14 protein-coding genes are annotated in these 14,647 nt (G+C 39.2%); all 14 read right to left on the bottom strand.

Translation table 11 applies throughout. The annotated features are described in order from the left end of the window. Positions 1–2: 2 nt before the first annotated feature. Positions 3–1,343: a hypothetical protein gene (locus LZP46_RS07555; RefSeq protein WP_236093432.1), complete on the bottom strand. Its 1,341-nt coding sequence runs from the start codon at positions 1,341–1,343 to the stop codon at positions 3–5. Continuing rightward, positions 1,340–3,916 (bottom strand): hypothetical protein, encoded by a 2,577-nt coding sequence (locus tag LZP46_RS07560; protein WP_236093433.1) that lies wholly within the window; start codon positions 3,914–3,916, stop codon positions 1,340–1,342. Before LZP46_RS07560 ends, LZP46_RS07555 begins: the two co-directional genes overlap by 4 nt. Before the next feature lie 2 nt (positions 3,917–3,918). After that, the gene (locus tag LZP46_RS07565) at positions 3,919–4,497 is read right to left on the bottom strand and encodes a hypothetical protein (RefSeq protein WP_442863495.1); all 579 of its coding nucleotides are present in this window, start codon (positions 4,495–4,497) and stop codon (positions 3,919–3,921) included. A 27-nt stretch (positions 4,498–4,524) separates the two neighbouring features. Then, complete coding sequence (locus LZP46_RS07570; protein ID WP_236093434.1) at positions 4,525–5,748, bottom strand: hypothetical protein; 1,224 nt, start codon at positions 5,746–5,748, stop codon at positions 4,525–4,527. Position 5,749: 1 nt separating this feature from the next. Further along, the gene (locus LZP46_RS07575) at positions 5,750–9,490 is read right to left on the bottom strand and encodes a hypothetical protein (protein ID WP_236093435.1); all 3,741 of its coding nucleotides are present in this window, start codon (positions 9,488–9,490) and stop codon (positions 5,750–5,752) included. A gap of 7 nt (positions 9,491–9,497) precedes the next feature. Continuing rightward, positions 9,498–10,172, bottom strand: a complete 675-nt coding sequence (locus LZP46_RS07580; protein WP_236093436.1) for a discoidin domain-containing protein — start codon at positions 10,170–10,172, stop codon at positions 9,498–9,500. A gap of 1 nt (position 10,173) precedes the next feature. Continuing rightward, positions 10,174–10,488 (bottom strand): hypothetical protein, encoded by a 315-nt coding sequence (locus LZP46_RS07585; RefSeq protein ID WP_236093437.1) that lies wholly within the window; start codon positions 10,486–10,488, stop codon positions 10,174–10,176. Continuing rightward, positions 10,485–10,922, bottom strand: coding sequence for a hypothetical protein (locus LZP46_RS07590; protein WP_236093438.1), 438 nt, complete (start codon positions 10,920–10,922; stop codon positions 10,485–10,487). Before LZP46_RS07590 ends, LZP46_RS07585 begins: the two co-directional genes overlap by 4 nt. Next, entirely contained in the window at positions 10,906–11,757 is an 852-nt protein-coding gene (locus LZP46_RS07595; RefSeq protein WP_236093439.1) for an HNH endonuclease, read from the bottom strand. Before LZP46_RS07595 ends, LZP46_RS07590 begins: the two co-directional genes overlap by 17 nt. Before the next feature lie 55 nt (positions 11,758–11,812). Then, positions 11,813–12,220: a hypothetical protein gene (locus LZP46_RS07600; RefSeq protein WP_236093440.1), complete on the bottom strand. Its 408-nt coding sequence runs from the start codon at positions 12,218–12,220 to the stop codon at positions 11,813–11,815. After that, positions 12,201–12,398 carry a hypothetical protein gene (locus tag LZP46_RS07605; protein WP_236093441.1) on the bottom strand — a complete coding sequence of 66 codons (198 nt, stop codon included), beginning with the start codon at positions 12,396–12,398 and terminating at the stop codon, positions 12,201–12,203. The genes LZP46_RS07600 and LZP46_RS07605 overlap by 20 nt, the downstream gene beginning before the upstream one ends. 93 nt (positions 12,399–12,491) lie before the next feature. Next, positions 12,492–13,166 (bottom strand): phage adaptor protein, encoded by a 675-nt coding sequence (locus tag LZP46_RS07610; RefSeq protein ID WP_236093442.1) that lies wholly within the window; start codon positions 13,164–13,166, stop codon positions 12,492–12,494. Beyond that, on the bottom strand, positions 13,166–14,059 hold the full coding sequence (locus LZP46_RS07615) for a RyR domain-containing protein (RefSeq protein ID WP_236093443.1): 894 nt from the start codon (positions 14,057–14,059) through the stop codon (positions 13,166–13,168). The genes LZP46_RS07610 and LZP46_RS07615 overlap by 1 nt, the downstream gene beginning before the upstream one ends. A 71-nt stretch (positions 14,060–14,130) precedes the next feature. Then, on the bottom strand, positions 14,131–14,604 hold the full coding sequence (locus tag LZP46_RS07620; protein WP_042890533.1) for a hypothetical protein: 474 nt from the start codon (positions 14,602–14,604) through the stop codon (positions 14,131–14,133). Between the last annotated feature and the right edge of the window lie 43 nt (positions 14,605–14,647).

Consider the following 14,647-nt stretch of genomic DNA (forward strand, 5'->3'; position numbering starts at 1 on the left):
AACTAAATTCTCCGCTTTGTAGCAGATATATCAATATTCAAGTCATTAATATATGCGTGCTCACCTGATATTTTGATTTCAAACGCAAAATGACGACCACGCAAACCACGACCAAACAATACTCGGCCATTCGTAAGGTGGTCTGATTTTTCAGTTGGCAATAAATAGTAATAGGTTTGCTTGGAGCCGCTTTGAGTTGCGCTCACACCGATTTCCAAATTTCTAGAATTTCCAGATAGCTCATATTCAAGATAAGCGCCCAAAGGGTGAACTAGCTGCCCTTGTCCTAAATCTAACTGCCCTGTCACTAGCTCCCCTTCAATGTGCTCTTTAGCATCTAGTCGATACACGCCATCTTCAGCTACGCCATAGAGCACACCATTAATTACAACCAATTCACTAAAACCATAATCTTGGTAACGGCTCATTGCCCATGTATCAACATTTGCTGTCCACGCATATCCATATTGCTTGTGTTTTGAATAATCATCTTCAATAAAAACAAGGTCATTGATTAATTGCTTGGCAATATTTTTCCCTTGATTAAAATCAAAAGCCATCAAGGTTTCATTAATTTTTTCTTGTGATTTACGCTGTTGTTTTAGCAACTCATTGACGTTGATCGTATCAATAACACGCTGCTTTGCCTTTATACGCTGCGCATATTGTTCTGAGTATGTAATATGATCCTCAATAAAATCAGAATATCGAGCAACACAGCTACCCTGTGCTTTTAATGTTTCTGTAATTACTGATCGTGATATTTTTTTAAGTCGATAATTTTCTTGAAAAATCACATTCTCTTTGGTGAATGCTCGTAATTTAGTCTTTAAAGAAGCATCTAAAATATCAAGATTATCGACAATTGAGTCTTTAAAACGAGCCGTTGCCTTAAAACTCTCTTTAATTTTTAAGGCTTCATTTAATTTAGACAGACTATATTTTTTAGTGCTTAGGTTTTCAGCAATGAACAATCGCTCAATACTAATACTTCTTTGTTTGTCTGTTGATGTAGAAGCTGAGCTAATTTCATCGTGAACCAATGACTTGGCACATAGGCGGTTTTTAAAACTATCAGAAACGATGATTTGATCATGTATAAAATCTGCATGGCGTTTACGACCAGTGAAATGATCAACTACCATGATTTTATCTTTGACTGGGAAAATAGCAGAATCGACCAATTCATCTGTGATTGAAACAACATCGGCAGAAAATACGGTAAGCCGATATAGAGAATCCTCTTTAATTTTAATGAGTTCTTCTGTGATTGCTTTGGACTTACCTACCGTATTATTGGAGTATGCAATCGTCTCCTGAATATCATCGCGATACAATGTCATTCGTTAATTACTCCAATAAAATGATATGCAGACTTATGCTCAACTAAACGACTGTACCCCCACTTATAGCGACGGTTGTTCTGGTCTGTTTCAGATATGTTGGCATATTCACTATCCCCAAATACAACCTTACAGGCATCTCTGTAAAATACATTTCCATACTCATCTGGTGACGCAGAAAAATACCAATCTTGCGGTATTCGACTATGTACTTGAACAGGTGTTTCACTTATATCGAAGTATAATGACCCTGTTGTGTTACTTGGCTCCGTGTTGGATATTGAATACTCTTTAACTTTTGGAGCGCCACCGCCACCAGAATGATTCCATTGATTTGCATCTGGGTGAATCAGCCACGTAATGTCATAAGGTAAATTGGGCAACCAACTACCTTGATCCGCAAAGTCTGAATATTCCGAAGGGTTATAATTTTCTATTTCTACCCACACTGGGTTGCCATTGACTGGATAAGGCTCCCCAATCATTTTCTCCAACCCTCCAGCCCATGCAAATACAAAGTCATAAGTCCAATAACGGTAAGAAGTCGGATCACGCATGGCATATAGATTTAGTGATTCAGATTTTGTAATTCCAATCACTGTATTTTTTTTAGCTAACACTACTGAATTACGTGTAAAATATGGAATACAGATCCCTAAATTAACCGCTTCCAATTCAGTTCGATTTGTCTTTGTTAAATGTGTGTAATAGCGATTACGCCAAATTGAACCAGGTTTCCAAAAAAAAGCATCAAAACTAAAAAAAGGCTGACTATCAAAACCTTTATCTTCACCTTTAATTGATGTCGTTGTAACAACAGGTGAAAACACCTCTCTAAAGTCAAAATCAGTGGTATAGAAATAACCTTTAGGTGATGAACTACCAAATGTTTCTGTTTTCTCCCACGACCCCACTGTCATCATTGGTTCATAGTTGCTCTCTATTTGTTTTTGATAGCCACGCCAATCAACAAAATATTTGATCACCTTTAAACTATTGCCAACATAATATCCATACATAATGGTGTCGCAATTAGGCTTCTTCTCAGGGATCGTATATGCACCAAAATCAAATGAGACACACCCACCCATTTCCACAAATGGAAATTTGATTTGCGGTTGATTCTCTGGTTTGGCGTGATGAAACAATTTGCCCTGCGCCACCAGCGACAAGTTACCTGTCAAAGTAGCGATAGGTTCAATCTCAAGGTTATCCCAGTAATCAACATCCACTGATGTAACACCTAATGGATTGTATATACTTGTTTCGGCTTGAAAATATATATCTTCTTGCGGCACACGACGTAGCTTATATAGAATTGCATTGGTTTTATGTGTATTTTTTGGTAATAGCGCAATTAGTTTATTCAAATAGTTTGCGATACGGCTTGCATTGCCAGTGGCATTAATTTTTTTTAACCACCCGTTATTTTCAGCAGGTGAAAAATTAAGACGAATTTTATAAGCCTTTCCTATAGCAATGCCATCTTCATCATAGGTATAACAAGTATTAAAACCCTCTGTACCATTAAGGTTGAATGACCACCCACATGCAGGTGAATAGTGTATATGTGAGTAGAAATCTTTTGTATCACAAACTTTAATGATTACTCCTGCTCTGCGCCACGACTGAAAATCCTGTCCTTTAGGAAAGCCCTCGCCACTCGGCATCGCACCAAAGCGATCAAGGATTTTTAATAACTCATCATCACCCACTTCTTCAACATATTCCCGAAAAGCAGATGTAGCGGTTGCAGGGATAATAGGTAATGGCATCGCATACACACCACCTGAACTTATACGCACCAACCAAGGCTTATTAGCAGTGTCAAATACCACGCCATTCGTATTATAAAATTTATAATCATACTGAAATGCCCCATCCAAGGGCGGTACACCACTGTATGCAGGTAGGCGGATACCCTCAATTTCTTGGGCTATACGCTCAATATATTTATCAGGAATTTTAAATTGCGCCCGTTCCATAGCATTTTCAGGCAGTTCTTTTAAATTCTGTTTCCCAAACCCACCCACAATTTGCATGACCTCCGCCATTGCTCCGCTATACCATGTGGGGCGTTGCTGCACATATTGCGTAGCAATGAAGTCACTAAAATTATTTTTCGGTATAAACTCAGGTACTACTTGAGCATTAGGTTCAATAATGAATCGTTGTAAATTTAATTCTTTATTGGGTAATGTTTCATTAGAATAATTAATTAGACGTCTACGACTTTGCTCAGTGAGTTTAAGGCTTACACCTTCTTCCTTTCTTATTCTTGCTTTTGTAATAACACCGCTATAGAGCATTGGTACATAGACTTTTGCCAAACCATCTGATTCAAACTCATCTAACAATAACTCTTTGTGAGCAATCGCTTTTAGCATCCCTCCCATATCTTGCAATATGACATAGCCACCATCAGGCAAGTCTTTGACCTGCCTGATGCTTTCTAAATTTGAGATGACTTTTTGATTACTTAATTTTTTAAGCTGGTGATCAATGAACAAATTGTCATTTTCAGTGAGCTCACCATTAATCACTAAAAGCCCGTAAGGACGTGGACTACGCATATTTATGCCGCTGTAAAGCTCAAACGATAACCAATTTCATATTCGTCACCGTCTTGGAATACACGTGCCGCTGTGTATTTTGATGCTGAAATCAATGTGCCAGTTGTACCGCCTTTTGTGCTATTTGTCAGCATTGCAGCACCAGTTACAGTGAGCTGTGATGATGTAGCAATGGTCACTTTAGCGACAGCATTAAAGTTATCAATCGAATTGGTTGATGTATTTTGCGGTGTCCATTGTGGACGTGTTGCAGATGTATAACCTTCTGTCATACTCACAATTTCAGCTGCAACAGATGCAAAATTAGCTGCTGTCCAGTTCGCTGCTGGTGCTGTTGCACCACTGAATAATGCAAGGTAGTAACCTGCTGGTTTCGCAGTTGTACCCATTGCGACATTAAGCAAATGCGCAAGACCTTCATTCACCACTAGGTTGCGAGTTGTTTGCCACTCACCGCTATTAATACGGTCAAAATATTCACCTTGAGCTAAAATTCCCTGTTTTGGAAAATAGATGCCTTGCTCAGTCATCTGGTAGTTTTCCGCTTTTAAATCATTTGCCAGTTCTTTCGTGTTCATCATTAGATACCATGTAAGTAAACAATGACATCACGTTACAATGGTTGTAACCCTTCTCCCTAGCCTTACAGACCTACCAGACTTTGCAGTGACACCTTTTAATATGCCAGCTTGTAATTCGATAATCTGACCACTCGATGTTCCAAGAATATAACCATTCTCTGCCAACCATAATGCAGTCGTATTGCCACCCTGAGATATATCAGAACCAATATCGTTATTGTCAATTTCGATCGCGCTATCGGGTATTGGTGCATGGGATGTCTTAGACTGAAAAGTCATTTCCGATGGTTTAGTCCCTGTTAAAAAAACAACATGAGTTACTTGACCAACCCAGATACCGCCGTCAACTGGTAGAATAAAAGTAATACGTTGTGGCATAACGACAAAGCCAAACTTTTCATCGTGAAGATGATATGCTAGTGGCTCTGAAAATCTGAGTATATTTTTATCAGCAGTGAGCAAACGACCTTGCCAATACTTCATATATCGACCCGTTGGCATAGGCGATAAGCCTTTAAAGCGAGCCGTCATCCCCAAATCTAAGCTATTAATTGTGACTAAACTTGTACTGATTGGATGATCGGAATGGCGCAATAGCTCGCCACCATTACGATCAGACATATAAATCCTGACGTGCGTAACGGATTGATCAAAACAGTAAGGTAAATTTACTTGAATACTAGAAAATGATGGATCATCAAGACTGCTGTTCGATGCAAGATTGATTTGATCTGATGCAATTTGTGACAAAGCCGATTCTTGTTGATCGCGCAGCCATGAGATTGCTACGCTGTAAGTCCCACTTTTCAATGATCCTCCACTGTCTAGCATAGTCAACATTGGCATAGCGGGTGTATCAATTGTTAATGAACGAAGATACTTCCCATCATAAGTCCACAAGCCTAATTCACTTGCAATATAAACAAGATTATTGATGACTTCATAACAGAGTTGAGTATTGCCAATTTCCGCCAATACCTCATGTTGCCACGTCTGTACATTTAATTTAACAAACTCAGTGTCTAATGTTGCAAACACATCATTATGCAAGGGGCTTTGCCAGATATTCTTGAAACTTAAAGGCGATACTTGGCTCGCCCCTTTTCGTAAGGCAATCCGTCCTGTATCTGAAATATCGACATTCAGCGCATCACGGACGAATAATTTAGGCGCATCACCGCCACGCTGCAAAGCATCGTCAGTAGAGACGTTGTTTATCCCAGCGACGGGAAATAATTTTTTAGCTGCCATTTTAAAAAGCCCCTTTTCTGTACTGATCTGCATTACCATCTGGGCGAATGTAATGCGCTGCTGGTTTTACATTAGGCACGCCATAGCTTGATGATACAAACCCTATAGACTCGATAAATAGTTTTTGCTTAGGTAACTCTTGGCGAACAACGCGCATCCGTTTATCAAATTGCGTGTAGTCATATTCCATGACAAAACTTTCAAAGCCTTGCGCTTCAACATTTCTAACTTTTAATGAAATAAATGTATTTCCAAATGCTTCATTTTCAAAACCACCATAGTTACCCTTAACTAGCTCACCCACACGTAAACCTTGCCACATAAAAGGGTTATCATCACTTAGCCAGGTCCCCATTTGTAGATGATTACTGCCAACATTTTTGATCGTGCGATTAAAGAAATCTATTACAGGTTCATTGAACGCTGATGAAGTAATCCCATTTGGGTTGATAAAAAATGATCCACCGTAGGTAATACTTATCGAGGGCTGACCAAAACTCTGCATGTCATTTGAATCGAATTGCGTTACATTTTGATCAAAAGGTCCAACAACATGAAATCCTATTCGCTGACTTCTAAATCCAAAGTCTTTCAAATTAATATAGCGTCGTCTTAAATCAATTTTATGACCATTACCAAAATCACTTTGATCTCCAACACCAATTGAAAATTTTCGATGTTGCAAAGATATATTTAAGTTTCCAAAAACCTCTCCAGCTGGCCGTATTCCTCCACTACTATTAACTGGATGAAAACTAGTTTTCGAATCAGGATGATTAAGTTTTGCTTGGTTTGGAGTATCTTCAGTTGCCCAAACTGTCCAAGGCGATATTCTTGGATTTGCCTCTTTAATCTCAAGAAAATCACCCATGGTAGGCACACTAATTTTTCTATTTTTTAAAGTTACATGGTGAATACCAATTGTTAATTCTTGCAATCCAGGTTGCACCAATATCCCATTAGATTGAGTGTAATGGCTACCATAACTACTCTCCACAAATCCTACTGGGAAAATCACATTCGTTTTAATATTTGGAACAGGTACTTGCCAATCAGGTATCTCAATACCATGACCAACTTTTTGCTCGCCATCTATTTCAACAGCATCTAGCCAAATGTATTGCGGATAATAAGGAGGAACACCTGTCTTTGTGACCGTGTGTACTGGTATATCCCATCCAGTAAACCCATTTACTGAGAATTGTCGATCTCTAAATGCGATTTCACTCTTACCCCACACAACAGATTCGCTGCCTAGGTGCAACAATTCACGCCATTGTGTACGAATATTTGTTTGCCCAAACTCCTCGCTATTACGACCTCTTGTTCCCAGCTCTGGCGTAACGTTTTTAAGGGTTGGTGACCCATAGGCGTCTCGCATAGTCCAACGTGGAGTAATGATATTCCAATGAATACTTAATGATGGATTGCCAAAGGCTTGATAGTCATCAAAACGCCCAACTTCTTCAATATAACGTTTGTATAGATGGACTGAATGTATAAGTATATAAGGTGGAGCAATGGTATATCTATGTTCAAATGATAAAGTTCTGATTCGATCAGCAATCATCGGCGTGCCCATTTCAAGGCTTTCAAAATTACCGATACGATTGAAATATCTTCGAGTATTTAGAATAGCCCCTATACCAAAGGTATCGGCTTTAAAACCTTTCTGAGCGATAGCAGACGCTGCATTATAAATTGCAGACCAGCCACTAATATAAGGTGCTTCCATACCTTGTAGTTTTAAAGAACGTACACGGTCAGCAATCATTGTTCGACCAAAAGTCAATGCGCTCAATCCACTTGGAGACAATGCACGCGCTTTGTTTTCAATGTTAGGTTCGCTTATACGTGCACTATTACTTCCAATAGCACCAATGGTTTTATTTCGATTTTCAATACTTGTCCAACCCATCCATTTAGGAGGTGTTAAACCGCTATCAACATCGTAGTACATTTCAATGTACTGGCGTAAATTCCAAAATCTATGCGTACCAAAACGATGACCACCCTCTTGACCTGTAGTTAAAAATCCATTTGGTTTTATATATTTTTTCCATAAATCTACAATTGTTAAACCAAAGGGGTTGATGAAACCTTGTGGATAAATCGAATGGCTTTCAGGGATAATTCGACTACCAAACAACGTAGCAACATACCCAAAAGGTTGAATATGCTGTGTACCGCCTACACGATGAATAGGTATGTTCGGATAAGTTATAGGACTTGGCGATAATGACCGTACCGCATAAGATACCCATGCGTTGTCACCATAAGCAGAATGAATTGAACCATTAGCGAGTATTGTTCTACGCCCATGTTCTACACGTGGCGTTCCGCACCAATCTTCAAAGATACCTGTTGACTTTAAACGCCTTGTAAAGTGCCAAACAGTAATCTCACCAATGGTAAGAGATTCACGTCCAAGCCCAGCATAAATAGAACGAGTTTTGTTAGAAAGCCATGTGGAGCCAAAGTCATTCTGATGTATTCCAACAGGTTCTATTTCTGGTGACTTGGTAAGCGTATGATTACCAAGTTTTGGTTGATACCAGCCACTTGGCTTTACCGTGCGAATATGATAGCCAATTGCTGCATTTAATCCAGTAAAGCTGTTAATTCCAATTGGTGCAATAGATGGTGTTTTATTGCGTATTGCATTGCCACCAAAGTTTTGATTATCTAATCCTTTAGGAATTATATTTCTTAGGTTGCTTTCAATAACTCCCCAATCACCGAATGATTGTGCATATAACCCTAATACTTTAATTATTCTTCTGGTATTTTTTGCCGAAATGTCACCAAAGATACCGCCAGCAATTACTGTATTTACACCAGTTACATATATTTTCTGAGTAGGGTCAAATACTTTCGGATAGCCAGAATTAAAGGTATCTATATAGTTTGGCTCTAAGTATCTTGGACTGTGTGAAACCCAAGCCACACCATAACTTGTTACAACAAATCCTTTCGGTCTTGGAGGAAATTGTACTAAAGCATTTCCCCAAAGTGTGGCTACTTGTGACTTTGCATAAATGATACGTGGCGATACATTTGGACTTGGCATTTCTTGTGGTGTAATACCCTCATCAACCAAGTTTACAAACAGGTCTGCTTTGGTATTAATAACAATTGCTAAGCCGTATTGTGCTGCGTCAAAATCAAGATTATTTAGGTCGAGATATTTAACACCGCCTTGTATGTAAGCAGCACCATAAGATGCAGCGTCATCGCCACCTACACCCTGTATATATTGTCGTAGGTTGTAGACTTTTGATGGAGTTTCAACCGATAACTCATCAAAACCAAAAACTTCAATTTCTCTATTGAAGTTCCAGACATTAGGGTTATAAACAAATGATTCGTCAAAACCTGAAACATAAACATAACGTTTCCAAAGCTCAACTTTTGGAACACCATAATCAGTAAATAGGTTTAAATCAGGCAGCCACCATACTGGCGTAAGATCGATTGTGTGCTTTGTATTTTTAAGAAAAGGGTCACCAAAAACAACTTGTGATTCAATGCCTGTAGCACATGTAGTTTGTGTATATCTGGCAATTGGATTTCCAAAAGTAAGAGAATCAAATCCAACCGCAACAGCGTTCTGTCCACCGTCGCCAGCACTTTCATACACCCCACGCAAACCATAAGGCGTACCCAAAGCACTAGGCGAGGGTGTTTCATGATACTGGCCTATTAGGTCGTATGGCTTTTCATGCTCGTAAGTATCTGCCATTTTGCGACTACCTCAAATCAAATGATTTCGGGGTCCCGCTTTCCCAGTCGTTTATACCTGCAAACTTCTTGATGTTTTCCCATTTTGTGCCATTATTTGAGCCTTGTACAATAAAATCTTTAGGGGCGCGTTTATGCCAAGGCTCGAATGTTGGGTATATTCTCAGCTCTGCAATTCTTATCTGCTCTCCCAAGTCAAAAGATACCCATTGTGGGAAAGTTTCGTTTGCAGAAGTCCAGATTGCCTCACTGCCTAAAACTTCGTTATCCACCAGTTTTGTTGCTCTGCGACTACCATAATACGAACTCTGCTTGGCGGGTGTTGATGGTGTAGTTATATCATCACCGCCAGCCGTTACGGCAAGCTCAATCTCTTGCATTTCAGAATAGCCATCAAACTCACCCGTATTTGCTGTAATATAAATGCGGTAGTAGCGGTAAATGTTTGATTTTGCCTGGACTCCAATCTCCCCACTCACCTTGCTCACCCCATCGCGCCATGCGACCACGCGATAATAGTAAGTAGCACCCGCTACCACTGTGGTATCCACGTAGTACATGGTAGACAAGTTGGTAGCAATCGGGCTTGGCAAGCTATTTACATTCATTGGACTATTTGAGCGCAGCACATCAAAGCTATCAAAATCACCAAACTGCGCCCATTCTAAGCTAATACCCGCCATTTTATTCACCTATCAACTGACCATATACATCTTCATTTTTCCAATAACCTTTTTCATCATGCCATTTTACGAACTCGTCAAAAAAGTTTTGTTCTCCATAAGAGCGAATGCGGTCTTGCACATAACCCTTTATCCAATCCATGACATTGCCAACATGACCATATTGGCGACCTGCAACCTCTACTGCATACATTTGAAACTTGGGTAAATGAATCAAAATATGCCAGTCGATTTTTTTAATATCACTGGCATATAAATCAGCCTTAAAACCTGCAACACCTACGGATTGTGTAGGTGGTTTTATAATTTCACTCATACTTCTACACCACCTATATCATCTTTAAGATCAATGAAATCCCCTTTCATTTCAAAGATTTTACTTGCGCCATTATCCCACGTAACGTCGACATTGCCGCCATTTGGGATAACAGGTAAAGAAACTGCTTTGTCAATAAACCCGATGAGATGATGCTTTTTACAACCTTGATAAATTAAAATTCCTGTTATGTCGTTTCCGCTAACGCAAGGAAAGGAAATATCGTCAGCATCAAACACGTAATCTTTAAACGACTTATTTTTAAGTTCTACTGGCTCACTTGAAATATTTATTTCAGGTATCTCAGATAAAAATTGATTATCCTTATCTGGCGTAAAATAACCATTTAATAAGACAGCGCAGATTCTATCGCTCTCTAGGTCAAGTCTTTTTTTTATCAGCAAGGTCTTAACTTGATTAAATATAAAACTCATGCAACTTATCCTCCAAAGCCTTTTGTACTAAAAGCAATTCATGCTGCTGTAGAGATGAAAGCATATCTATTACCTGATCTACGAGCCTTACACCATGCGGGTCTTTTTTGCTTCTGTTTGCACCAACCCATAACTCAAGATTTTCAGGTCGATTGTCCTGACGATCACCATTCTTGTGATGAATACGCTCATGCTTTTCAAGTGGGCGACCAATGACCTGCTCCATAACAAGGCGATGTTGCAACACATAACCACTCGCATCAGCATTTGGATGCTCAGGTGCAAGTTCTTTAATATAACCACCACCTGTATGGCCTGTGACTATTTCACCACCTTTCCACATCGCGTTTTTATACCCAAGCTGCCTACTCGATAAATCTTTACCAGAACATGCTCTTGAACAAAAACGCACACCAGCCTTGTAAACTGGAAACTGTTTTTTGCAATTACTGCATTCAGTAACTGCTAAAGGTAAACGACCACCATCACCAGCTTGTAGAATCATAGGTATATCCAAGCAAAAAAACTCATACATTGCCCTAACATACTTTTGCCTTGGCATGGTTTTTCGGTTAAACCACTTACCTACCGTGATTTCATTAACGCCAAGATGGCTTGATATTTCACGCAAGCTCACATTTTTCTGAACTCTCGCTTCACTCAATTCTCGTATTGGATCAATTGAAGGGCAAGAAACCTGTTCTGATGCCCTCTTATTTTCCAAGTATCTATCGTGGTGGCAAGCACGGCACCAATTAGACAACCCTCCCTTCCCACCAGACTTAGGAAAAGCAGAAATGTCTTTCTCTAAATCGCATTTTGTGCATCTTTTCATGTGGACTACCTCACAAGATAAATATACTCATATTTTATCATGTGAGATAATGGATTCACACCTTGAATATCTTATTTGTTCCGTTATCCCATGTCACAATAATGTCACCACCATTAGGCGTAATCGGTAAGCCTGTTGCAGTGTCAATATAAGCAATCAATGGACTTGTACTCTCAGTACCTGTATCAACATAAATAACAATTGCTTCAATTGATGGGCCTGATACTGATGTAAATGTCACATCAGCTCCATCAGCAGCACCACCAGTAGTAGCCTTAGCAGTTAGTGTTACTGGTCCAGCAATACGTGCGGATGTTGGAATATCAGATAAATATTGGTGTATAGATGTTTGTGGTGTATATGCATCTGTATCAACCAAGATGACCTTAATAGTGTTGGTCATCCAGTTAATCTGTGCTTCTAAAAAACGCTGACGTGCGAAGTCATAGAGTGTGTTTGCCATGTGCTTTATTCTCCTTGTCGGAATCGGAAGCACTCATGCGCTCATGTTTAATTTCAATGTGATTATCTGCTTCAACACAAATTCGAGCCAATTGTCCTGATTTTTTGATCAATTGAACTTTGGCACCGCCAATGTAAAGCGTATCTTCGGTCTTTAAATCAATTGTACGTTTGCCCATATTTGTGCATGATTAAATAAAATAAGTAAGATCATTATGTAAAAAACCCCTGAAAAGCTTTAGCCTTACAAGGGTGCTTATGTCACAAGCAAGTCATGGCATGAATGGAATAACATTATGCGGTATATCCTCACGAGTAATGCGTCGCAAATCACTATCAGGACGAATACCGAAATAATCTGTAAATTCCTGCTCTGCTAATGCTGACCGATTTGGATCAAAGAATTCTGCATCTGGTACCTTAAACGCTTGGTGTAGCACCCACTGAATCAATTGAACATGGTGAATTTGGTTAATTTCTGGAATATCAGTATCATTTTCCATTGGTAACAATGGCACACGATAGCCTTCTAATTGTAATTCACCATCTACATCAGGAATTGGAACAAGGCGAATACCTGTATCATCCTGAATAATGTGTTCAGGTTTACCCTGTTTCACTCGCCAATTCTCACCATCATAGTAATGATCGAGTAATTCAGCTGACATTAAAGTCAAGTATTGCCCTTTTGTTCCATCGCTTGGCTGGAACCACACTCGAGTCAATTCGTATAACGATTCATGTAACTGATAACGAGATGAACCAATCAATATATTAATCTTACAAACATCATTGTTTTGGGATTCATGCAATAAACGACCACGGATACACGCTTCACTTACGGCATCATTAAGCCAATCAATGACACTGGCATCATCAATAAAATATGGTTCTACTTTATCGTTGGCCAGTGTGCGAAAACGGCTGATCAGGTCATTTAGCTGCATTACACAACCCCATATTGATGAATCATTTGGGTAACTGATTCTTTTAATTCATCAAGATTTTTTTGTGGGCTAAGTTTCTGCTCATACTTTTCTAAAGCATATTGAACCAAGCCAGCCTTTGTCATTTTTCCAATCGTTTCAATTTCATCAAGAACTTTATTTTCTTTATCAATTTCTTCTTGCTGTTTTTCTTTAGAGCGATTGAGAATACTTGACGTATCATCATCTAAGCCTTGCTCGGTAGATTCACCCGAAATAGATTCAGGCTCACCCTCATAACGAGTAAACTCAGGATGTTTTAAAAACTTGGTTGCCAAATCACTTGGAATTGATCGCACTTGACCTTGTTCAAAGGTTAAAGCTGATTCGTATAAGTGGTCGGTATATAGAGATTTATTTCCAATATACTGAATTAATACACCAGCAGATTTTTGAACAACATTGGTTGGGGTTATTGTCGCTGTATTAATTGCGACATTCTTTTGATGCTCAACCTTTTGGCGTAGATTCACAACTTCCGCACTCAATGCCAAGTAATCTTCAGGATCAGGCAATTGCTTAACCAAATGAACCGTTGTACGGAATAAATAATCCTTTGCCTTTTGTTCATCTGGTAATTCTTCATAAGGTAAAAAACATGGATGTTCTTTTTTCTCCATATCTTTTACTTCACCATACTTCCAGCCCTCAGCTTCTTTGACCTTATACCAAGACTCATGAGACTGTTCAGGTGTGGCATCAGGATTTGCCAAATGCATTTCAACGCCAGCAATCAAACTTTGTTTATGTGATTCTGGTGTGTCATCCCAAGTAGGTTGGCTATCATCACCCATTGATTGGCAATATGCAGCATTAATTGCATGACACATCATCGCTATTGCAATCGTTTTCATCTTATCACCGTAATAAGTTAAAAAATAAAAAGAATGGTGTAGGTCTATCTAAAACCTACACCATCAAAACATTAACGAGGACCTGTCAATTCACCACTAACAATAACTTTGATGTCGCTTGCCTTGGCATTCGCTGCACCACCAGTGGTTAGAATCAATCGTGCAGCCTTAGGCAAGGTTACTAATTTACCTGTATTAGCACGTAATCGACCTGCTGTTGCAAGATCACCAGCATTGATAAAATATGCTGCATCTTGTGGTACTTCTGTACTATCACCATCAACATATTTAAAGCCAAGTGAACCTGTAACGGTGGCTGTCATACCTGTTTTAATCAGGATTTGAGCATCATCAAGGCGCATACCTTCTGGTAGTTCACCTAAATCAATAACATCACCACTTGCTACTGCAGCAGTTGTATCTGAATCAATTACGGCACCTGAAGCATTCGTGGCAAGAAAAAATGCTAACGCTGTAACATTGCCATATGGTGAGAATCCACCAAACTGACCATAACCACTAGGCTTCTTCTTAATTGTCGCCATTTTAAAAATCTCCAAGGATTAGAATAAGATGAGGTATGCCCTG

Source organism: Acinetobacter sp. SCLZS86 (genome assembly GCF_021560715.1).
GTDB classification, from domain to species: domain Bacteria; phylum Pseudomonadota; class Gammaproteobacteria; order Pseudomonadales; family Moraxellaceae; genus Acinetobacter; species Acinetobacter towneri_A.

Excerpts from the sequence above, each read along its gene's own strand:
- LZP46_RS07555 (WP_236093432.1), bottom strand. The coding sequence starts at position 1,343 with ATGACATTGTATCGCGATGATATTCAGGAGACGATTGCATACTCCAAT.
- LZP46_RS07560 (WP_236093433.1), bottom strand. The coding sequence starts at position 3,916 with ATGCGTAGTCCACGTCCTTACGGGCTTTTAGTGATTAATGGTGAGCTC.
- LZP46_RS07565 (WP_442863495.1), bottom strand. The coding sequence starts at position 4,497 with ATGATGAACACGAAAGAACTGGCAAATGATTTAAAAGCGGAAAACTAC.
- LZP46_RS07570 (WP_236093434.1), bottom strand. The coding sequence starts at position 5,748 with ATGGCAGCTAAAAAATTATTTCCCGTCGCTGGGATAAACAACGTCTCT.
- LZP46_RS07575 (WP_236093435.1), bottom strand. The coding sequence starts at position 9,490 with ATGGCAGATACTTACGAGCATGAAAAGCCATACGACCTAATAGGCCAG.
- LZP46_RS07580 (WP_236093436.1), bottom strand. The coding sequence starts at position 10,172 with ATGGCGGGTATTAGCTTAGAATGGGCGCAGTTTGGTGATTTTGATAGC.
- LZP46_RS07585 (WP_236093437.1), bottom strand. The coding sequence starts at position 10,488 with ATGAGTGAAATTATAAAACCACCTACACAATCCGTAGGTGTTGCAGGT.
- LZP46_RS07590 (WP_236093438.1), bottom strand. The coding sequence starts at position 10,922 with ATGAGTTTTATATTTAATCAAGTTAAGACCTTGCTGATAAAAAAAAGA.
- LZP46_RS07595 (WP_236093439.1), bottom strand. The coding sequence starts at position 11,757 with ATGAAAAGATGCACAAAATGCGATTTAGAGAAAGACATTTCTGCTTTT.
- LZP46_RS07600 (WP_236093440.1), bottom strand. The coding sequence starts at position 12,220 with ATGGCAAACACACTCTATGACTTCGCACGTCAGCGTTTTTTAGAAGCA.
- LZP46_RS07605 (WP_236093441.1), bottom strand. The coding sequence starts at position 12,398 with ATGGGCAAACGTACAATTGATTTAAAGACCGAAGATACGCTTTACATT.
- LZP46_RS07610 (WP_236093442.1), bottom strand. The coding sequence starts at position 13,166 with ATGCAGCTAAATGACCTGATCAGCCGTTTTCGCACACTGGCCAACGAT.
- LZP46_RS07615 (WP_236093443.1), bottom strand. The coding sequence starts at position 14,059 with ATGAAAACGATTGCAATAGCGATGATGTGTCATGCAATTAATGCTGCA.
- LZP46_RS07620 (WP_042890533.1), bottom strand. The coding sequence starts at position 14,604 with ATGGCGACAATTAAGAAGAAGCCTAGTGGTTATGGTCAGTTTGGTGGA.